Here is a 20,875-nt window from a genome sequence, read left to right as displayed (position 1 = left end):
AAAAACCACCTGTTGAGGTGGTTTGTTAACAGTTATTTAGTTTCAATTTATTTGTTTTCATTTTCAGATAATTCCCTGTTAACCCTGTCAAAAATATCTTCATTGAGTTTTTGTATTTCCAATGAATTAATTATAAAATAGGCAACAGACAATATTATCATCATGCAAAAGAAAGTTGATAAATCAAACATTATATCAAAACCGGAAATGGAAATGATCTTGATATCATTGATATTCATGTAATTACCCAATAGGTAAATAATTACAACCATGGAAAAATAAGATATGAACTTGTTTCTCATATTGTGAATAGCATCTCTTATTTTCTTGATATAATCCCTGTTTTTTATTCCTGTTATATTGAATGTTACAATCAGGATTAAACCTACAGAGAATACAATTGAAGAAACCGTGAAACACGTATTCAAAAAGAAATTGTCAGGTTTTACACCTGTAAATGATGAGAAAAAAAATGTTGATAATATCATGAACAGAATTGCTATTGACTTTCTCATGATTGATTATTCCTATTATACCTGTTTAAAAGACAACATTCATTATATTTCCAAATAACAACCTGTACAACCGATATGATTGCTTGGAAACAAAATGTTACCAGATGATATCTCCAGGCAATTCCCTCCTATCCGTAATACCTGAATTGCTGATCCAGCCACTGGATACGGAGTTTGGCAAAATTCATGATGAAACTGATCATTTCAATAAAAATTGTAGATATTGCTTAAATAAAACATATATTATACTTAATGAATTTTAAAAAGTATTACATAATTTTTGATAAACAAACGCAGATAAAAGTTTCATACCAACTTTGTTTGGATGCAAACCATCTACTAAATATCTAGTCTGGTTCATTGATGTAATCCCTAATCCTCTCATATCCAAATATTCAATCCCATAGTAGTTACAAACTTCAATTATTCGATTTGTATAGGTGTCTACTGTCTGTCCAGCATTTACATATTGTGTATTGTCTGATGAGCTAACAAATCTTTTTAACGGAGTCATCCAAATGAATTTAGTCATGGGATATTGTATTTGTAACTTTGTAATCGCGTTACAAAAAGCATCAGTAAATTCAGATAAATCAAATTCCTTTTTCGACTGATCAAAATCACCAAATTTAACCCCATTACCCAAATCATTTGTCCCCATGAAAATCAGACACAAGTCAGTTTCGTCACTAATAGAATTCAATCTTGTCTGAAGGCTTCCGTTCCCCCCGTTCGAAACCCTAGAACCCGAAAAAGAATTGTTTTCCAAAAGATCATATCCCAATGAATCTTTCACTTGATACCACCATGTATCTTCAACAGATGTTACATCAGCCAAAGGATATTTAGTAGCAAAACCATCTGGAATGAATGATTTAAATGTTGAAATACTATCACCTAATATTGATATTTTCTTATTATTCAAATAGGTTAATCTAGTCATTGGAACGTCATTTATGATAATTCCCATATTTAAATCGTTTGTTGTAACTTTCCAAGATGACAATTTTGGATCAAAATAACAAAATTTTCCGTCATTATCAGGATTGTTGTTAGAAAAAAAGAATCTTCCTGTATCTGTAGGATTTACTATAGAAATATATTGGTCAGTCCCAATATCCCAATTTAAATCATACCAATTTTGTCCAACGACTAAATTAATCGTGGTTTTTTTGATAATTGTAAAATCATTAGAATTAGGTTTTTCTGTAAGCATTACTGTTAAAGTACCAGCTGTTTTTACATTAAAACCGATTTTAGATACTGTTTTACCTTTCCATTTATCCTGATTTATAATCGTAAAATTATAAGTATCAACAATTGATACGCCCGTGTATGATATATTAATATCCCGAATTATGATATTTGATTTATTATCATTCTTGCTTTCACCTGGCTCACCTTTTTCCCCTTTTGGACCCGTAGCCCCCATAATGACAACAATACCGTCATTATTCTCATACAGCACACCCTCCGCACGAATTGGAAGAATACAGACAAAATCAATCGTTTCCTCCTGTTCTGTCGTTATTTCACAACGAATTGGAACATTCCGGTTCAATTTCCCGCCACTCAGGCGAACCGTGAAAGTCTGATCCTGAAATGTGTATTTGTTAGCCATAACATTGCTGTCACTGGCAGGACCGACCTTCACAGAAGCAATCTTGTCATCAGCCAACATACGGTTCTTTACAGAAAAACTGTAGAATTTCTTTTCTGTAGGTCCCTTGCATAACAATCTTAATTCGGTATTGCCAAGACATCCACCTGGCAACTCAAATATTTCACGATCATTTTGTTCAATAATATTATTTTTTTGCGATTTACATAAAGGTTCATTCTCCGGTAAAATCTTAGGTTCATTATTATTAATTAAATAATTATTCATCTATTTATCCTTAATAAAAAAACCGTTCACAAGAACGGTTTTTATTAAATTGATATTATAAAACAATGCCTACCCATAATATTATGGCGACATTGTTTGTTTTATATTTTTGACAACGTTGCTTCATTAAATATGAATAAAAATGGCTAATACATGATCTTTATCTTCATTTAATGTAGAAACAGCTTGATTTTTTATAGATATTTCTTGAACAGATTCTTAATAATCCTGAAACCTTCCATCTGTTCCATTGTTTCCATTAATAATATCCCAAAGAAAAGAAATCTATTTTTACATCACAAACCAATAATCATTATTCTGATTGATAAATACAAAACGTTGTTAATTATTGTTAATAATCATTTGCGGCAATAACATAAGATATATTACTGCTTACTTGTTTCAAAACATATTTGAACCTTCCAGTTAAACTTGTTAGAAAATTAACTGTAAATGGTTTGCTACCTTCACCCATTCCTACACTCGTTCCTTTTAGGATAAGAAACAGAAAATATTTAAGTTTTCATACATTCTGGAAATGGCAAAAAGAATCTGACCATAAAGCTGGATATCAGGATCTTCATAAATCACAGTATGAACAATTGACAATCGTTCTTCATTACGTATTCAAGCAACAATTTCAAGCCCTATACAATCATCATACACTTCATCAGCTGCCCATTAATAGGGCAACACACTTTGGAACTTCACCAAATTATATTTCAGCACATCTTACCAAGGTGAGTTCTGACAATACATTCTCACCAAAATCTTCGAATATCTCATTCAAAATCGTGTTGACAAAAAACTGCAAGTCCCAGCAATCCTTGAAGCTGCACTAATACTAATCATTGCCATTATATGTGAAATTAATCAGCTGCCATTCAAATATAACCATGATGAAATCTAAAGGAATCTAGGTATAACCTATAAATGTAAAAACAGCAGCTTGATCGGTATTCTTTTAATTTTACCTGAAAATTAAAATTTACCAAGTTTACACCCGTAAAATTCCTCAATTTCTCAACAAATAATTAATTTATAAAGAATATATATCCCAAAAAATCTTAATAGCTATCGATGAAACGCACTAGCGAATTACCTTCGATACATGACTTTTGTGAAGGATACAACGATCCCATACCTATTAAAAATCTGATATATTTTTGAATTAAACTGAAAATAAGCCACCGCTTTTTAATAAAATATTGCAATTTTTTTTATTTATATAAATAGTCTATTATGAATAATAATTTAACATGTAGTGTTAAAATTGTCAATTCTATTATTTCATTCCATTGCACTTTCTCCATAAAATCAGTGTAAGCATAATTTTCTCTAATGCAATATGAAGAATGACCTTTATATTTTTTGAGATTTCTTCAGAATTTTTATTATCTAGAATAATCGAAAAATTTAGAGTAAAGATTCAAAATAGGCTCATGAAAACGAAGAAAAAGAACAAAAACAGTCTAGAGGGATGATGTTGTAGGATTTGAAGTTAAATATTGTTTGTAAATGTTAAAAAAATCTTTAAAATTTAAACGAAGTGTTCCCATTAATCCTGATACTTTACTTGAAAGAACTAATGCTCCATCAGATTTATATTGAAATTCTAAAAGTTGATTTTTTTGTAAATTTTTTAGATTTTGTTTAATATCATCAAATGATGATTGAGTAATTTTAAAAAAAGTATTACAATTCGCTGAATTAATTTGACCATTAACGAATGAAACTTTTATGTCTTCATAAAAAGATGGATTGTTTTCTTCTATCTCCTTTAGTTCTTTTTTTATATTAGAGTTTATCTGATAATTTTTTTCAATTTTTCTATTTCTTTTAATATGGATGGTTCATCAAATTTTGGTGTATCTATATTTATTTCTTTCGCTATTCTGGATATTAATTCTGTTAATTTACCTTGTTTTTGTATATCAAATCCTTGCAATAGATTTAGTGGAATGGGCAAGTTGGCAACTGTTAAATTAAAGTGACAGATAGGTATAATTGGTATTTTTCGCGTCCACCCAGCTCCACATTCAAAATTTATCCATGGTTTTTTAATGCTTTCTTGACTACACAAAACAATAATGAAAATGCACTTTTCTAGATTGTTACTGACTGTTTCAAGCCACTTATTGCCAAGTGTTATACTTTGATCGTCACTAGATACAAAAACATCAACTGAAAATAGGAGCAATTCTTTAATATTTTTTTTAATAATATTGCCAATTCTTTTTCTTTAAAGATATGGCTCACGAATATTATTTTTTTATCAGTCATTTTTTCCCTGTATATTACCACTTTTAGAAGTTTTCATACTACATTAATTTTAACTTTGGAATTAAATAATATTATATTAAAGATTATATATATAAGATTCAAATACTTATATTTATTTAAATCCACTGTTCATAAAAATATTTTTAAAACATTTTTTTTGCTGTATAGATTGAAAAAATTTTTGTTGTAAATTAGCTTCCAAGATCCATAGCTTTAACCATATTTTGCTTCTCTCATGTCTGCTAGTGGTATTTAAGCATAAGAATCAAATGTTAGCATTTCACTTTTTTGCGAAAGTGTATTTAAAACGCCATATTTTGGAATTTGCTTTTATTATAACCAGGTATAAACCACATTCATAAATTTTGTTTTTACCCTGTTCCTGATATTTGGCTGTTTTTATAGCCTTATCCGTTAACATCGATATAGCCCAAGATGAAAAATTATATACCCCAATATCAAATGCATTCAAATGTTTTATAATGTGAGATAATGTTTGGTAATTTACTTAAAATGCTGATTTTCTGCGGAAAATGTGAGGTGATGTGGGATAATGTTTTGTTGAATGGCGGAGAAAGTGGGATTCGAACCCACGGTACGCTATTCACGTACACACGCTTTCCAAGCGTGCGCCTTAAGCCACTCGGCCATCTCTCCGTAAAAGGTTAACTAAAAATGAAAGATAACAATTTTTTCATATTAGGCAAGAAAAATTTCATAAAAAACAAAGATTATTTCTGAAAAACTTTAAAACTGAAATTAAACCATTTAACAAAAAAGATTAAAATAAATTTCAAAAAATGATTCATATATAATTTTCATATATTTAGATATTAAACTGATCTTTTATATCGAATTCAATATGGTTTGAAAAACCTTATGAATTTTTAACTGTAGGTTCGATTTCAACCCCTCTCATCACTTTTGATATGTTCCTTGTAAAACTGATTTAACCAATAAATAATCTCATTTTTAGACATCGTATAACTAATTTCAAGCAAAGGAATGGCTGTTTTGTATAAAATAGCCCGTTTGATTTTCATACGGTCCTCTGCATCCCTTGAAAGGTTATGACCAGAACCATGATATTCAATTACCAATTTGGGTGTTCCGAAGCAATTAACCAGTAAAAAATCAACACGTTTATTATTATAGGACCAAAAAGCTTGATCTTGAATTTCCTGGGGCAACGAAGAATCAGTCTTAATGAATGCTCCCATTGACACTTCAAAACCTATATACCAATGCAATCTCTTATCGATCAACCACATTTGCAAACAATTAAATATGAAAATGGATTCGAAATTAACGGGGATTACAGGATATAGATTACATCGGTTAATGTTAGTGTTTTGTTCTGCATATCGTTTATAAATAAAATCGTCAGCGGAAAATAATTCATGTTTACAATTTTTATAATTAATATGATTTTTATTTTTACGACTGGAAACAAATGTAAACCTTTTTTTTAAAGGAACTTGATTTTTACCCAAAAAATAAAAAAAAGCAGAAAAATAGATCAAAGTACAAATTAAAAGAAACGCTAGCATTCAGACAAATCAACAATAAAAAAACCTATTTGATATTTTTCAAAAAATCAAATAGGTCAGAGTAATAATGAAAATCTTGTATCAAAAATTATCGGTCAATTTTCAATGCTGCTAAAAAGGCTGATTGAGGAATTTCAACTTTACCAAATTGTCGCATACGTTTTTTACCTTCTTTTTGTTTTTCAAGCAGTTTACGTTTTCGAGAAATATCACCTCCATAACATTTGGCAGTAACATCCTTTGATAGGGCCCCAATGGTTTCACGCGCTATGACACGTCCCCCTATTGCTGCCTGGATGGCAATCTTGAACAGTTGACGCGGAATTAAGTCTTTCAATTTGGCACAGATTGCCCGTCCGCGTGATTCCGCTACGGAACGGTGAGCAACAAAGGCCAAGGCATCAACAGGTTCCTGATTTACCAAAATACTAATTCGAACCAAATCACTTTCTTCATAGCCATCCATATGATAGTCAAAACTGGCATATCCTCGTGTCGCGGACTTGAGGCGATCATAGAAATCAAAGACAACCTCATTTAACGGCAGGCGATAAACAACCATTGCCCTTGCCCCAACATACGTCAGGTCAACCTGTTGACCACGGCGCTCTGTACATAAACCCAATACAGCTCCCAGATATTCATCAGGAACCATAATGGAGGCTTTTATCCATGGTTCCTCTATTTTTTCAATCAGGGTGGGATCAGGCATGTCAGCAGGATTATGAAGATCCTCAATCATCCCATCCCGTTTGTATAAATGATAAACAACCGAGGGTGCTGTAGCTATCAGGTTAAGGTCAAATTCTCGACTTAACCGTTCCTGAATAATTTCAAGATGTAACAATCCCAGAAATCCACAGCGGAAACCAAATCCCAACGCAGCGGAAGTTTCTGGTTCATAATGAAATGATGCATCATTAAGCTGCAATTTACCTAGACTTTCTCTCAGCTTTTCAAAGTCATCGGCATCCATTGGATATAATCCACACCAAACAACTGGAATTGATGGCTTGAATCCAGCCAAAGGTTCGGTCGCAGGTCGGCGATCATCGGTAATCGTATCACCCACATGACAATCTGCCACGGTTTTAATCGCGGCATTGATAAAACCCAGCTCTCCAGCACCCAGGGATTCAACCTCGCGCATATGGGGCGTGAAAACACCCACCTGTTCAACATGATATGTTCTGTTGTTTGACATCATGCGAATACGCATCCCCTTTTTAAGGCGACCTTCTTTAATACGCACTAAAATAATGACGCCAAGGTAAGTATCATACCAGCTATCCACCAACAAAGCTTGCAAAGGTGCCTCCAAATCCCCTTTGGGAGAAGGTAGACGGGTCACCAATGCTTCTAAAACCGCATCAATATTCAAACCTGTTTTTGCCGAGACGCCAATGGCATCATCTGCCGGAATGCCTATGATTTCCTCAATCTGTTTCTTGGTTTTTTCAACATCCGCAGCTGGTAAATCAACCTTGTTTAAAACTGGAACGATCTCATGGTTTGCATCAATGGCCTGATACACATTTGCCAGGGTTTGCGCCTCTACCCCCTGAGAGGCATCAACGACCAGCAACGATCCTTCACAAGCGGCAAGAGAACGGCTTACTTCATAGGCAAAATCTACATGACCCGGTGTATCCATTAAATTAAGGATATAGGTCTTTCCATCATTTGCCTTATAATGCAGTCTTACAGTTTGTGCCTTGATCGTAATGCCACGTTCACGCTCAATATCCATATTATCCAAGACCTGGGCATGCATTTCCCTTTGCGTCAATGCACCACATGCCTGGATAAGACGATCAGCAAGGGTGGATTTCCCATGATCAATATGAGCGATAATAGAAAAATTACGAATAGATTCCAAAGGCGTATCTGTCATGGTGCACCAATATCAATAGGACTGTCTCAATAAATCAAGTTTAACTTTAGTTATATATCTATAGATTTTTTACAAAGATTGCTATTCTTTTACATGTATTAAAGGGTAAGTTGCAACTATTGCCCCCCCCACAATTAAAATAACAGCCATTCCCAATCCAAATGTTGCTGGAGCCTTACCGGCCACCACCAGCCATACCATGGATAGTAAAGGTGCCAAATAGGCCAAGCTTCCCAATAACGACATATTAGCATTTTTTGAGGCATAATCCCAGGCAAGAAAGGCAATTCCCATCGGACCGCAACCCATATAGATCAAGATTATCATTTCTTTCAGGGATGGGATGACTGTTGGTTCAATACTGAAATGAATCAGCATGGCTACCAATGAAATTCCACCGCAAACACCAATCAGCATGCCGGCTGGAACATTTACATATTTTCTATTAACCAATGAATAGATTGTCCATACGATGGCACATAAAAAACCAAGAAAGTACCCTGATAAAACCCACGGGGTAATTACTGTATTTTTTCCTCCATACATTAAAAAAACAGTCCCGGCCAATCCCATCAGAACGCCAATCAAATATGCTATATGAAACTGTCGTTTACTTAAAAATGCGCTGCAAACAACCAGCATTGTTGGCCATAGATATGACATCAAGGTTACCTGCGCTGGCGGTGCCAAAGCCAATCCCAAAAAATAGAACAAATGAAAAAAGAAAATTCCACTAAATCCGGTGATCCAGGGTTTTAATGGCTGTTTCATTTCATTTAAACGTCCCGTTAGGACCAGAATCAATGTTCCAATAACAAAAGACAAACCGAAACCAAACCATAAAAGCTCAAATCGGGGTATTGGGGCTACAAAAGTTGTCATGATGGCCAGACTTGACCATAATAAAATCGTCAAAAGTCCTGACAGGGTCGCAAACAGATTAAAAGAAAAATTCCCCAAGGATTTATTCGTCACAGGCATAATATTTAGACCAGACAAAATTAAGAGTGAAATAGTAAATATATAAATATATCGCGAAATTTAAAAAACCCATGTAACGGCTTTTTACATGGGCTTTAATACAAACAGACTGGGTTTATCTTAAATTTCCACCAAGCAAACGTGCAACTTCCTTGATGATTTTTTGGGAGATTGCCTCTATTTCCCCATCTTTCAATGTTCGTTCATTTGGCTGGATAGTTACCTGAACAGCGACGGATTTATGATCTGCCTGAACTTTATCTCCTCTATAAACATCAAACAATTCAACCGAATTTATATATTTGCGATCAGCCTGTTTAACGACCTGTAAAAGCTGCTCGACAGGGATCCCGTCTTTTAAAACAAAGGCAAAATCACGCTTTAAGGGTTGAAAGATTGAAAGTACAGGTGCCTTTTTCCTGGTAATCTTCTTTGGAATTACTGTATCAAGCATAATTTCAAAAATCATGGGAGCCTGATCAAAACCAAATTCTTTTACCAAAGAAGGATGCAACTCACCAAAATAAGCCAATATATTTTTTGGCCCCAAACTCAACCGGCCAGAGCGTCCGGGATGATAATAATTCGGTGTTTCACCAACCGTTTTTAAAGAATCAATTGAAATGCCCAGTCCATCGAGAACCGTTAAAACATCCTTTTTTACATCCCATAAAGTAACTTTTGGTGCCTTACCATCATATTGACGTTGCATATGTCCGTACCGTGCACCGGCTGCAATAAGGCGTTCCTGATTTCGTGTAAAGGCAGGACCAGTTTCGAAAAGTCCAATATCACCAATACCCCGTGCTATGTTACGCTGCATAACAGGCAGGATCGAAGCCAGAGGGGTTGGCCGTAATTGATCCATATCATTTGAAATTGGATTCATTAAACGTAAAGATTCAGGCGCTTCCCCCAATCGTGCAGCAATTTCATGATCTACAAATGAAAAATTTACTGTTTCGATCAGACCTTGTGCAGCAAGCAGACGGGAACAAAGAATAGAACGCTCCTGATCTGTTGTCAATGCAGGTGAAGGAACGGGCTGAATCAAAGGCATTGAACAGGCGGGAATTTTATCCAATCCCTCTATACGCAATATTTCTTCCACCAAATCGGCTTCACCCTCCAGGGCTCTTACAGAATCAAGCAGTCTGTCTTTTTTTACCATATCCAACTTGGAATTATAGGACATTTTGATGGGCATTGCGATATCATTACGCCATGAAGGTACATCAACCCTTATCCATTCCGAATTTTTTTCTGCTATCACAAAACCAAGATTGGTCAGTATTTCCGAAACCCTATTTTCCGATACTGTCAATCCACCATAATCTTTCAAACGATTATAATGCAAGGTTGCTGTACGCTGCCATTTGGGTTCTTGACCTGCATGAACCACATCGCTTGCCTGCCCCCCACACAATTTGATAATCATTTGCGTAGCCAATTCGATCGCATCTGGTAACAAAGCCTGATCAACGCCCCGTTCAAACCTCTGTCGCGCATCAGTCACGATCATATGACGTCGACCACTCAAGGCAATCAAAACAGGATCGAAAAGAGCACATTCAAGAAAGATATCTGTTGTATTCTCACTGACACCTGTTTTTTCACCGCCCATCAATCCTGCCAAGGATTGAACACCGGCTTCATCAATCATGACGCAATCTTTGTCAGTGACTTGGTATTCTTTCTCATCCAAGGCCAGGAATTTTTCACCATTGCCACGACATATTGTTAGCTGCTTGCCTGCAATCCTGTCCAGATCATAAACATGCAATGGACGCCCAAGATCAAAGGCAAAATAATTGGTTATATCAACCAAACATGAAATTGGTCTTATTCCAACAGCTCTTAAGCGTTTCTGTAACCATTCGGGACTTGGACCATTTTTAACATTTTGAATTGTTCTGCCCAGAATCCAGGGACAGGCGTCTTCATATTGGTTATTCCAACTCAAAGCTGATGAAAATTGCGCTTGTATTTTTGGAACCTTCAGTGGTTTCAGTGTTCCCATACCGGCGACAGACAAATCTCGGGCTATATTTCTTATTGATAATGCGTCACCACGATTTGGAGTGATAGCAATTTCAATGACTGGATCATTCAACTGGGCATATTCTGCATAAGATACACCTATTGGAGTATCAACTGGCAATTCCATAATACCATCATGATCATCTCCCAGATTTAATTCACGGGAAGAGCACATCATGCCATTACTTTGCTCTCCACGGATTTTACCCGCTTTGATTGTAATATCACTTCCAGGCACATAGGTACCAACAGGTGCCAAAACCGTTATTAGCCCAGCACGGGCATTGGGTGCACCACAAACAATCTGAATATCTTCAAATCCTTTACCAGCATCAACATGACAAACACGAAGGCGGTCAGCATTGGGATGCTGTTCGGCAGAAATAATTTGGGCTGTCCTAAAAGGTGCAAGTGTTTTACCAGGATCCTCGACCCCTTCCACTTCCAAACCGATTTTATTCAAGGCTGCACATATATCTTCAAGAGATCTATTTGTATCCAAATGATCATGAAGCCAAGACAGTGTAAATTTCATTTCCTATATCCCTTCATGAATGCTTGGGGATTTGAAAGGGGAAAACCCGTAATAACGCAGCCAACGTACATCACCTTCATAAAATGACCGCAAATCAGCAATTCCATATTTTAACATCGTCAGACGTTCGATACCGACACCAAAAGCGAAAGCTTGCCATTCACGAGGATCAACACCGCAATTTGCCAATACACGTGGATGCATCATTCCTGCGCCGAGAATTTCAAGCCAATCCGAACCACCACCCAATTCTCCAGTTTTGCGGTTCCAGCCGATATCGATTTCCATGGAAGGTTCAGTAAACGGAAAATAGGACGAACGAAAACGAACGGGTAAATTTGGTATTCCAAAAAAAGCTCTAAGGAAATCTACAAGACATCCCTTTAAATGACCCAAAGTGATATTTTTCTCTACAACCATACCCTCGCACTGATGAAACATCGGTGAATGAGTTGCGTCATGATCTGCACGATAGGTACGACCTGGTGCAATGATGCGTATGGGAGGTTCCTGTTCCAAAAGCGTGCGAATTTGTACTGTTGAAGTCTGAGTCCTTAATAATAGTTGCTGTTCATCTGTAGATTTGGAGGGGAGATAGAACGTATCATGATCAGCACGCGCGGGATGGTTTTCATCAATGTTCAACGCAGAAAAATTAAACCAATCCGTATCGATATTAGGCCCTTCTGCAACCTTGAAGTTCATTGCCGCAAAAATGGCAACAATTTCTTCGATTGTTCGTTGCAAGGGATGCAATGTACCTTTTACAACAGAAACAGGCATTGAGACATCAACTGCCTCCGCATTCAATTTTTCATTTAACGCTTTTTCCTCAAGAATGGCCTTACGTATTTCAATTGCTTTGGTCAGCTCATTTCTTAATTCATTTAAAACACGACCACGCTCTTTACGTAATTCAGGTTCAACCTTTCCCAATTCTTTCAATTTCTGTACCAACGGGGCTGATTTCCCCAACGCTGATACCCGAACACTGTCCCATGCACGCAAATCCTGTGCCTGATCTAAAGCATGAAGCGTTTCCTGCTTTATGATTTCAAGATCCTTATCCATCTAACCCCTCAATAAACAAAAAAGGGCTGTCATCAGACAACCCTCTCTATTCCATTCATTTTCATGAACAGATTAATCTCATAAAAAGTTAAGCAAGTGCAGCCTGAACCTTTTTAACGATTTCTGCAAAGGTTGCTGCATCATCATAAGCAATTGCAGATAACACTTTACGATCCAGCTCGATACCAGCCTTATTCAGACCATTGATAAAACGGCTATAGGTCAATCCATATTCACGAACAGCGGCATTGATACGTTGAATCCACAATGAACGGAAATCTCGTTTTTTAACGCGGCGATCACGATATGCATATTGTAAAGATTTTTCCAAACGTTCAAGCGCAATGCGATAATTGGTTGACGAACGACCGCGAAAACCCTTGGATTGATCCAATACCTTTTTATGACGGGCGTGTGTGGTAACACCTCTTTTAACTCTTGCCATAGTTCTTTGTACTCCTTAGCGTGGCAGACCGTATGGGGCCCATTGTTTAATTGTACGACCATCCTGTGGTTCCAATACCTGTGTCCCGCGATTGCTGCGTTTTGCTTTTTGGGTACGATTAATCAAACCGTGACGTTTGTTACCTGGACCAGCCAGCACCTTACCTGTTGCCGTGATCTTAAATCTTTTCTTGACCGATGACTTGGTCTTGATCTTGGGCATTTCATACTCCTTAAAAATTCTGGATACGTTATTGCTAACATCGAAACTTACGTCATAAGAAGGGCAGCCCATTTTCCAAGCCCAACCCATAAACGTAGTGTGTTATATAAACACTATTTAAGTTAAGCTCAAGAAAAATCTACCAATCTCACCAAAATTAAACTTTATTTTTCAAAAAAGTTTATTAAATAAGCATTTAGCCATTTATTGAGTCATCCAAATATTTTTAATAGTGAATTTAATTCACTTAAATATTTTCATGAAGTATTCAAACATGAACAATACAATTTCCCCGGATAAATCCCCATACCGTTTCAAATTCTCTGATCAAACAAAAGGAATGTTTTTTGCCATCCTTGCTGGCTGCCTATGGGGATTGAGTGGTGTAATCGGACAATATCTTTTGCAAACCGTTCATATTGATACAGCCTGGATGATCGCGATACGCATGTGGTTACCTGGAACAATCCTGTTAGGACTTTGTTATCGCAAATACGGGAAAAATATTTTTCTTCCCTTAAAAAACAGAAAAGACATTATCTACCTGGTGAATTTTTCAATTTTTGGCATTCTTGTTTCACAACTCTGCTACTTTTTAACCGTTAAATATTCCAATGCGGCAACAGCAACAATATTGCAATATTTATATCCAATCGTCATTGCAGTCATATTGACTATCTATTTGAGAAAACCTCCCTCTTTATATGTTATCCTATCCATTATCTTAGCAATTACAGGAACATTCTGTATCATTACAAACGGTTCGATTTATGAAATCACCCTTCCCCCAAAAGCTTTGTTATACGGTGGTATCAGTATTCTTAGTTCGGTAATTTATACATTATATCCAATCCCCCTTCTCCAAAAATATAATACCTCAACCATTGCGGGATGGGGTATGTTAATCGGCGGGATCATTCTCAATTTTTTCTACCCTTTCTGGCATCTAGAAGTAAATCTAAATGTTGTTAACTGGATTGAACTGATGATAGTCATTTTTGGTGGAGGGATGTTTGGGTTTCTTTTCTATCTTATAGGAATAAAATTATTGGGCAGCACAAAAGGTAGCATTTTAGCAACGGTGGAACCGTTATCAGCTGTTTTTTTCTCTGTTTTCCTTTTAAATGTGAAATTTACCTTAATAGACTGGCTAGGAACTGCCTGTATTATCAGCATGATTATTATTTTAGCAGTTAAAAAGGTCTAGGGTAAAATCCAAGTCTGAAAATCTCTTGAACCATTTAATTGCCACTGTTTCATATTTGCCTGATCCAGTTCAGATAATTCAGCAAGTAATAGATTTAACATTAAGAAATTAATTAAATCCTTTAGTTGACTTGATACTTGTCGCACTTGCAATAGAGGCCGGCAACTTCTTTTTGTGCGTGCGACATACCAAAGCTATAGATGCCTGACTAACATGATGATTGACTGAAATCCTATCTAAAGTTTTTCAAAATCCGCATGCCCCGATCATTCAAGTATGTGGCAATCTTTTCATTTCTCGCACTGTGATCATATCTTCATAATTTCGATATTTCCCCGTTAAAAATCCTGAATTAAGACTATAATAAATAATTACCCCAATATTTTTTCTGATCACAAGATTACGTAATGTATCATCAAATTGCGGATTGTCGTAAAGATTATATTCAGATTGTAATGTTTGATATATTGGTAATTACTGCTTTGTGGACAACCCGTATCGAAATTTGACAATTGTTTCAAATTGGGATTTGATGCACTTATGGCACGGATCTTTCCTTCTTTCAAAAGCTTTTCATAGGCAAAAAGCGTTTCTTTATAAGCTATATTTTCATCCATCTAATTCGATTTTGATAAAGATCTATAATATCAATTTGCAGCCCTGTTTTGCCCAAATTTTTTTTCATATATTCTTTCCTGAAAATTAAATAACATATAATTAAACACAATATGTTATGAATTTCTGGCTATTCATCTTATAAATAGATTACAATTATGGTATAATTGTTAATCCTAACAGAAAATAGAATCTTCATTGTCGAGTGAAAAATATTTTATTTTTAAATAAAGTGTAATTATTCAAAAAAAACGATAGAATAGTCAGGATTATCCCCAAATATTTTAAATTAAGGGTAAAGTAATATTCATGCGTAAAAAAATAATTTTATATGCTTTCATTTTCTTAACCTGTGTTGGTATTGGAATATATTATCGCTATGAGGTGCAAAGCGAAAATCATGCGGATGCAGCCTTGCAATCTGGATATTTATATCTGAAAAATAACAAACCATTACAGGCTATGGGAGACTTTAGTTTTCTGTCAGAATATTACGGTAATCGTCACAATAAGACAATTCAGAAAATTGTAGCCAAGGGTTTATTAAAAAAAGCCGAAATCCTTACCAATCTTCATGATATTGAAGGAGCCATCATTACCTATGAACAACTCAGCAACCTCTACATGGGCAGCAACAATAAAAAAATACGGTATGATGTGGCAAAAGCGCGGTTTAACCAAGGTAACCTCTTACTTCAACAAAAACAATATGATGAAGCCATGCTAGCCTTTTCATATTTGGTTTCCACATATGGATCTGATCAGAAAATTGATATTAAGCGCATGATTGCTCAGGTTATGTATAATGAAACTGTAATTCTGAACGAAACTGGGCATCATGATACAGCCCTCAACATCCATTCATCAATTGTAGAAAAATTTGTCAAAGACAAAGATCCAACCCTTCGGTTAATCACTGCCCGATCCATTATGGCCAGGACCAAAAACCGTCTTGACCGTAAAGAATGGGGAATAGCACTTTATAACAGCAATGCATTTATTCGGTTATATCATGATGATCCCAATCCTCAGATCAAAAAATTTCTTTTGCAAAATTTGTTATATCGAGCCGAAATACTTCATCGGGTAGTTCACATTCCTGAAAATCAAAAAGATTTATTTGGCAATGATCCACAAAACGCTGCATTAAAAACCTATGATGAAATTCTGGCAAAAATCAATGCCTCTACAAACAAAGATGAAGATTTGCCATATTACAAATCCATTGCCCTGTTAGGTAAAACGCAGATTTTAAACAGTAAACATGATACAGATACAGCGTTGGTTCTATGCAACCAAATTCATGATGATTTTTCACAATTCACCAACCCAAAAATCAGGAAAATCGTCGCTATGGCACTGCTTACCAAAGCCAATATCCTCACTGATCTTAACCGCTTGAACCAGGCCTCTTCTGTCTACGACCAGATCTTGAACAAATATAAATCAGTTCATGATTCAGAACAAAATGACCTGAATGACATAATTATCAAGGCATATATCAATAAAAGCATTATTTTGGAAAAACAGAAACAGAGCAAATTCGCCTTGCAATATTTAACCGATGTAATAAAACTTTATAAGGATACTCAAGACGAGAAATTATATTATGAAATCAGCAATGCCTATCTAACCAAGGCCGAACTTCAAATCAATTCACAGCAATATGACCAGGCTCTTTCAACTTATACAGAATTTATCGCTGTTGCTCATCATAAAAATAATCCAAAAACCCGCTATAATGGTGCCGATGCAATTTTAAAAAAAGCAAAGCTTCAAATTATGTTACATAAAGGTATTGAAATTAAACAAACATATGATCAACTGATTAATTTTTATATTGACGATCAAAATATCAATATCAAACGACTAATTGCGCAGGGTATGTATGACCATGCTGAAAAGTTGTTTAAGAATAACCGGGGATATACAGCACTCAATACAATACAGGATATTTTCAATTATTTCAAAGCGAGTGAAAAAGATCAATTCATTGCCAATATCCTTGATAAAACCAATGCCCTGAACAAACAGCTGGATCGTTCAATAAGCTGGTAATTTTTTTACTTTTTACACAAAAAAGCTATGATTTTATTAAATCATAGCTTTATTAAAACGAAAAAATTTAAAAAACTAGTTTTTACTTTTATCAACCAAACGGTTTTTTGTAATCCATGGCATCATTTCACGTAATTTTCCACCAACCTGTTCAATTGGATGATTGTTTAATTGCTGGCGACGTGCTTTTAAACTTATTTGTCCAACCTTATTATCAGTCATAAATTTATTAACAAAGGTTCCATCCTGTATATCCTTTAAAATATTCCGCATGGCGTTACGAGATTCTTCTGTAATAACCCGAGGACCTGAAACATATTCTCCATATTCCGCTGTATTTGAAATTGAATAGTTCATATTGGCAAACCCTCCCTCATAAATAAGGTCAACAATCAACTTAACCTCATGAAGACACTCAAAATATGCCATTTCAGGTGCATAGCCTGCTTCAACAAGCGTTTCAAACCCATTTCGGATCAAGTCTACCAATCCACCACATAATACCGCCTGTTCACCAAAAAGATCTGTTTCACATTCCTCACGAAAGGTTGTTTCAATAACGCCAGAACGGCCACCACCTATTGCGGCGGCATAAGAAAGCGCAATCTCTAGGGCATTACCTGAAGGATTCTGGTGAACGGCAACCAAACATGGAACCCCTCCACCACGCTGATATTCTGAACGAACAGTGTGGCCTGGACCTTTTGGAGCAATCATGAAAACATCCAGATCAGGACGAGGTTCAATAATCTTGAAATGAATGGCTAAACCATGTGCAAAGGCAATTGCGGCTCCTTGCTTAAGATTTTTTTCCAGTTCTTCACGATATAAATCCCCTTGCGCTTCATCTGGAGTCAAAATCATAACAACGTCAGCCCAAGCGGCAGCATCTGCCACACTCATAACCTTTAAACCAGCCGCTTCTGCTTTTTGTACACTCTTGGAACCTGGACGAAGACCAATTACAATATCTTTTACCCCACTATCTTTCATATTGTTTGCATGGGCATGACCCTGGCTGCCATAGCCCAATACGGCAACTTTTTTGTTCTTGATCAAATTAACATCTGCGTCACGATCATAATAAACACGCATCTTAATAATCCTTACAAATTTTCAATTTAATAAATTGTATGACAACCACGTCCAATGGCGGCAATACCTGTTCTGGACAATTCTACCAAACCCAATGGACGTAATAAATCCACAAAAGCATTTATTTTTTCGGTTTTACCAGTCAGTTCAAACACAAGGGCGTCAATACTTGCATCAACAACCTGTGCCCGGAATGCACCAGCCAAATTTAACGCTTCTGTTCTTTCATTTCCTTTGGAAACAACCTTAATTAATGCTAATTCGCGTGCAACATATGAACTCTGTTCACATAAATTAACAACATGATAGACAGGAACCTGCCTACTTAACTGCTCTTTGATTTGATCAATCACCATGGGAGTTCCAGAAGTCAGAATATTGATTCTGGATTTCTTTTCATCCTTATTTACAGGCGCGACAGTAAGACTTTCAATATTATACCCGCGTCCCGACAACAGACCTATAACACGGGACAGAACACCACTTTCATTTTCAACAATCAAAGAAAAAACAGCTTTAACAAAATTATCTTTATCTTCGATGACTTCCGATAACGATACATTATTACGTTGATTGCCCATTTTTATTCCCAACATTAAAATAAAATAAAAAATGCCAAGCCTTATTTTTTATTTGCTCCCAATATCATCTGATTGTGGGGTGCACCCGCTGGAATCATTGGAAAACAATTTTCCTCTTGCTGAACATAAACATCAACCAACACTGGTCCCGACTCATCAAGCATTTCATCAATGACATTATCCAAGTCATCAATCGTTTCTATTCTCAATCCCTTAATGCCAAAACTTTCCGCCAATTTGACGAAATCAGGCAGACTTTCACTGTAACTTTCAGAATAGCGTCCACCATGAACCAATTCCTGCCACTGTCGCACCATACCCATATAATGGTTATTCAAGATAAAAATCTTCACTGGCAGACGATATTGTTTGATTGTGGCCAGTTCCTGAATGTTCATCATGGTAGAGGCCTCGCCCGCAATATCTATAACAAGATCCTCGGGATGCGCAATTTGTGTTCCTACAGAAGCCGGTAATCCATACCCCATGGTACCCAATCCACCAGATGTCATGAAATGATTAGGCTGATCAAAAACATAATATTGAGCTGCCCACATTTGGTGCTGACCAACTTCTGTTGTTACATATGCCTCTTTTTTTCTTTTTTTAACCGCTTTGTAAAGCGAACGAATGGCATGCTGGGGCTTTACAATACTGCCCTTTGATTTATCCTGATCATATTTCAGGCACTCTATTGACTGCCATGCTTCAATTTGTTTCCACCAGTTTTTCAAATCTTTTTTCTGATCTTCCCTTTTGTCCCATAGCTTGATCATCAACTCGATCGTTTTGGCCACGTCCCCGACAATAGGTATGTCAACAATTACAATCTTGTTAATTTGAGAAGGGTCAATATCAGCATGTATTTTAATGGAATTCGGTGAGAAATGTTTTACACTGCCTGTAACACGGTCATCAAATCGCGCACCCAAAGCAATCAAGACATCACAATCATGGGTGGCCATATTTGCTTCATAAGTTCCATGCATTCCTAACATGCCGAGAAAATGCTTGTCTGAACCGGGAAATGCACCAAGACCCATTAACGTAGCAGTACACGGAAAATCGGTTAAGTTAACCAATCTCTTTAACGATTCACATGCCTTTTTTCCAGCATTAATAACCCCACCTCCTATATAGAATAAGGGACGCTTTGCCTTTTTCATTGCATCTACCGCTTTTACAACCTGATTTTCATCGGGTTCAGTAACCGGTCTATAAGATGGATAAGGTTCGACTTTGTTTTTCTTAATATAGGGTGCTTTTTCTAATGTGACATCTTTTGGAATATCGACAAGAACAGGTCCGGGCCTACCTGTTTTGGCTATATAAAATGCCTCATGCAATTTCTGAGCCAATTTTTCCGTATCCTTAACCAGATAATTAAATTTAGTCGCGGCCCTAGTAATCCCAACCGTGTCCGCTTCTTGAAAAGCGTCATTACCAATCAAACTTCTGAAGACCTGTCCACTGATACAAACAATGGGAACGGAGTCCATTAAGGCATCCACCAACCCAGTAACGGTATTGGTTGCGCCCGGTCCACTGGTAACCAAAACAACACCTACCTTTCCCGTTGAACGGGCATAGGCTTCAGCGGCATGCACGGCAGCCTGTTCATGGCGTGTTAGAATATGACGAATTTTCTTTTGCTTGAATAAAACATCATAAATGGGCAGAACAGCCCCACCCGGATATCCAAAAATAATATCCACACCCTGATCAACGAGTACCTGTAAAAGAACTTCTGCTCCAGTCATATCATAATTTTTTTTTTCTTTAAGAGCATTATTACCGTTCTTTTGCATAGCCTCTGTCATTTTCAATTAATCCTTGGTATTAATAGAATTATAAATTTAAACCAAATAAAATGATTTGCAGTTTAATCTTATCTT

The 20,875-nt window shown here is 36.2% G+C and carries 19 protein-coding genes and 1 tRNA gene; 3 read left to right on the top strand and 17 right to left on the bottom strand.

Annotation, left to right across the window (positions count from 1 at the left end; genetic code table 11):
* Positions 1–47: 47 nt before the first annotated feature.
* The gene (locus tag H3T46_RS00690) at positions 48–515 is read right to left on the bottom strand and encodes a hypothetical protein (RefSeq protein ID WP_198197125.1); all 468 of its coding nucleotides are present in this window, start codon (positions 513–515) and stop codon (positions 48–50) included.
* Positions 516–774: 259 nt separating this feature from the next.
* Positions 775–2,403 carry an SGNH/GDSL hydrolase family protein gene (locus tag H3T46_RS00685; RefSeq protein ID WP_198197124.1) on the bottom strand — a complete coding sequence of 543 codons (1,629 nt, stop codon included), beginning with the start codon at positions 2,401–2,403 and terminating at the stop codon, positions 775–777.
* Between the two features lie 413 nt (positions 2,404–2,816).
* Here H3T46_RS00685 and H3T46_RS00680 point away from each other — a divergent pair, with 413 nt between their 5' ends.
* Positions 2,817–3,245, top strand: a complete 429-nt coding sequence (locus H3T46_RS00680) for a hypothetical protein (protein WP_198197123.1) — start codon at positions 2,817–2,819, stop codon at positions 3,243–3,245.
* 962 nt (positions 3,246–4,207) lie between these two features.
* Here H3T46_RS00680 and H3T46_RS00675 read toward each other — a convergent pair.
* The 10 genes from H3T46_RS00675 to rpmI all read right to left on the bottom strand — a co-directional run bounded on the left by H3T46_RS00675 (position 4,208) and on the right by rpmI (position 13,424).
* Positions 4,208–4,603, bottom strand: a complete 396-nt coding sequence (locus H3T46_RS00675) for a TIR domain-containing protein (RefSeq protein ID WP_198197122.1) — start codon at positions 4,601–4,603, stop codon at positions 4,208–4,210.
* 363 nt (positions 4,604–4,966) lie between these two features.
* Positions 4,967–5,107, bottom strand: a complete 141-nt coding sequence (locus H3T46_RS09005; RefSeq protein ID WP_370552767.1) for an Arm DNA-binding domain-containing protein — start codon at positions 5,105–5,107, stop codon at positions 4,967–4,969.
* Between the two features lie 145 nt (positions 5,108–5,252).
* Positions 5,253–5,343, bottom strand: a tRNA-Ser gene (locus tag H3T46_RS00670).
* Positions 5,344–5,591: 248 nt separating this feature from the next.
* Positions 5,592–5,957, bottom strand: a complete 366-nt coding sequence (locus tag H3T46_RS00665; RefSeq protein WP_255482455.1) for a DUF2726 domain-containing protein — start codon at positions 5,955–5,957, stop codon at positions 5,592–5,594.
* A gap of 367 nt (positions 5,958–6,324) precedes the next feature.
* Positions 6,325–8,130 (bottom strand): translation elongation factor 4, encoded by a 1,806-nt coding sequence (gene lepA, locus H3T46_RS00660; RefSeq protein WP_155569118.1) that lies wholly within the window; start codon positions 8,128–8,130, stop codon positions 6,325–6,327.
* An 81-nt stretch (positions 8,131–8,211) separates the two neighbouring features.
* Positions 8,212–9,111: a DMT family transporter gene (locus H3T46_RS00655; RefSeq protein ID WP_198197121.1), complete on the bottom strand. Its 900-nt coding sequence runs from the start codon at positions 9,109–9,111 to the stop codon at positions 8,212–8,214.
* Between the two features lie 115 nt (positions 9,112–9,226).
* On the bottom strand, positions 9,227–11,686 hold the full coding sequence (gene pheT, locus H3T46_RS00650; protein WP_198197120.1) for a phenylalanine--tRNA ligase subunit beta: 2,460 nt from the start codon (positions 11,684–11,686) through the stop codon (positions 9,227–9,229).
* 3 nt (positions 11,687–11,689) lie between these two features.
* Positions 11,690–12,757: a phenylalanine--tRNA ligase subunit alpha gene (gene pheS, locus H3T46_RS00645; RefSeq protein WP_122123425.1), complete on the bottom strand. Its 1,068-nt coding sequence runs from the start codon at positions 12,755–12,757 to the stop codon at positions 11,690–11,692.
* Positions 12,758–12,845: 88 nt separating this feature from the next.
* Positions 12,846–13,202 (bottom strand): 50S ribosomal protein L20, encoded by a 357-nt coding sequence (gene rplT, locus H3T46_RS00640; protein WP_198197119.1) that lies wholly within the window; start codon positions 13,200–13,202, stop codon positions 12,846–12,848.
* Positions 13,203–13,217: 15 nt separating this feature from the next.
* Positions 13,218–13,424: a 50S ribosomal protein L35 gene (gene rpmI, locus H3T46_RS00635; RefSeq protein WP_110438865.1), complete on the bottom strand. Its 207-nt coding sequence runs from the start codon at positions 13,422–13,424 to the stop codon at positions 13,218–13,220.
* Between the two features lie 274 nt (positions 13,425–13,698).
* On the opposite strand from rpmI, the gene H3T46_RS00630 reads away from it, so the two are divergent.
* Entirely contained in the window at positions 13,699–14,631 is a 933-nt protein-coding gene (locus H3T46_RS00630) for a DMT family transporter (RefSeq protein ID WP_110438864.1), read from the top strand.
* A gap of 270 nt (positions 14,632–14,901) precedes the next feature.
* Here the strand turns inward: H3T46_RS00630 and H3T46_RS09000 are convergent, their stop codons facing one another.
* Complete coding sequence (locus H3T46_RS09000) at positions 14,902–15,099, bottom strand: aldo/keto reductase (RefSeq protein ID WP_198197631.1); 198 nt, start codon at positions 15,097–15,099, stop codon at positions 14,902–14,904.
* Positions 15,024–15,248, bottom strand: a complete 225-nt coding sequence (locus tag H3T46_RS00620; RefSeq protein ID WP_155580274.1) for a hypothetical protein — start codon at positions 15,246–15,248, stop codon at positions 15,024–15,026. Before H3T46_RS00620 ends, H3T46_RS09000 begins: the two co-directional genes overlap by 76 nt.
* Positions 15,249–15,555: 307 nt before the next feature.
* On the opposite strand from H3T46_RS00620, the gene H3T46_RS00615 reads away from it, so the two are divergent.
* Positions 15,556–17,304: a tetratricopeptide repeat protein gene (locus H3T46_RS00615; RefSeq protein WP_198193293.1), complete on the top strand. Its 1,749-nt coding sequence runs from the start codon at positions 15,556–15,558 to the stop codon at positions 17,302–17,304.
* 75 nt (positions 17,305–17,379) lie between these two features.
* Here H3T46_RS00615 and ilvC read toward each other — a convergent pair whose 3' ends face one another.
* From ilvC to ilvB, 3 genes are read right to left on the bottom strand one after another with little or no spacing between them, the layout of a single operon-like run.
* Complete coding sequence (gene ilvC, locus H3T46_RS00610) at positions 17,380–18,399, bottom strand: ketol-acid reductoisomerase (protein WP_155580272.1); 1,020 nt, start codon at positions 18,397–18,399, stop codon at positions 17,380–17,382.
* Positions 18,400–18,425: 26 nt separating this feature from the next.
* Complete coding sequence (ilvN, locus tag H3T46_RS00605; RefSeq protein ID WP_198197118.1) at positions 18,426–18,980, bottom strand: acetolactate synthase small subunit; 555 nt, start codon at positions 18,978–18,980, stop codon at positions 18,426–18,428.
* A 41-nt stretch (positions 18,981–19,021) separates the two neighbouring features.
* Positions 19,022–20,800, bottom strand: coding sequence for a biosynthetic-type acetolactate synthase large subunit (gene ilvB, locus H3T46_RS00600; RefSeq protein ID WP_370552766.1), 1,779 nt, complete (start codon positions 20,798–20,800; stop codon positions 19,022–19,024).
* Positions 20,801–20,875: the final 75 nt, after the last annotated feature.

Source organism: Commensalibacter sp. M0133 (assembly GCF_016101485.1).
In the GTDB taxonomy this organism is placed as follows: Bacteria; Pseudomonadota; Alphaproteobacteria; order Acetobacterales; family Acetobacteraceae; genus Commensalibacter; species Commensalibacter melissae.
This window is presented reverse-complemented; position numbering and strand designations above follow the sequence as displayed.

What these genes read in the sequence shown, in the direction of transcription:
- H3T46_RS00690 (WP_198197125.1), bottom strand. Translation starts at nt 515, where the DNA reads ATGAGAAAGTCAATAGCAATTCTGTTCATGATATTATCAACATTTTTT.
- H3T46_RS00685 (WP_198197124.1), bottom strand. Translation starts at nt 2,403, where the DNA reads ATGAATAATTATTTAATTAATAATAATGAACCTAAGATTTTACCGGAG.
- H3T46_RS09005 (WP_370552767.1), bottom strand. Translation starts at nt 5,107, where the DNA reads ATGTTAACGGATAAGGCTATAAAAACAGCCAAATATCAGGAACAGGGT.
- H3T46_RS00665 (WP_255482455.1), bottom strand. Translation starts at nt 5,957, where the DNA reads ATGTGGTTGATCGATAAGAGATTGCATTGGTATATAGGTTTTGAAGTG.
- lepA (WP_155569118.1), bottom strand. Translation starts at nt 8,130, where the DNA reads ATGACAGATACGCCTTTGGAATCTATTCGTAATTTTTCTATTATCGCT.
- H3T46_RS00655 (WP_198197121.1), bottom strand. Translation starts at nt 9,111, where the DNA reads ATGCCTGTGACGAATAAATCCTTGGGGAATTTTTCTTTTAATCTGTTT.
- pheT (WP_198197120.1), bottom strand. Translation starts at nt 11,686, where the DNA reads ATGAAATTTACACTGTCTTGGCTTCATGATCATTTGGATACAAATAGA.
- pheS (WP_122123425.1), bottom strand. Translation starts at nt 12,757, where the DNA reads ATGGATAAGGATCTTGAAATCATAAAGCAGGAAACGCTTCATGCTTTA.
- rplT (WP_198197119.1), bottom strand. Translation starts at nt 13,202, where the DNA reads ATGGCAAGAGTTAAAAGAGGTGTTACCACACACGCCCGTCATAAAAAG.
- rpmI (WP_110438865.1), bottom strand. Translation starts at nt 13,424, where the DNA reads ATGCCCAAGATCAAGACCAAGTCATCGGTCAAGAAAAGATTTAAGATC.
- H3T46_RS00630 (WP_110438864.1), top strand. Translation starts at nt 13,699, where the DNA reads ATGAACAATACAATTTCCCCGGATAAATCCCCATACCGTTTCAAATTC.
- H3T46_RS00620 (WP_155580274.1), bottom strand. Translation starts at nt 15,248, where the DNA reads ATGGATGAAAATATAGCTTATAAAGAAACGCTTTTTGCCTATGAAAAG.
- H3T46_RS00615 (WP_198193293.1), top strand. Translation starts at nt 15,556, where the DNA reads ATGCGTAAAAAAATAATTTTATATGCTTTCATTTTCTTAACCTGTGTT.
- ilvC (WP_155580272.1), bottom strand. Translation starts at nt 18,399, where the DNA reads ATGCGTGTTTATTATGATCGTGACGCAGATGTTAATTTGATCAAGAAC.
- ilvN (WP_198197118.1), bottom strand. Translation starts at nt 18,980, where the DNA reads ATGGGCAATCAACGTAATAATGTATCGTTATCGGAAGTCATCGAAGAT.
- ilvB (WP_370552766.1), bottom strand. Translation starts at nt 20,800, where the DNA reads ATGACAGAGGCTATGCAAAAGAACGGTAATAATGCTCTTAAAGAAAAA.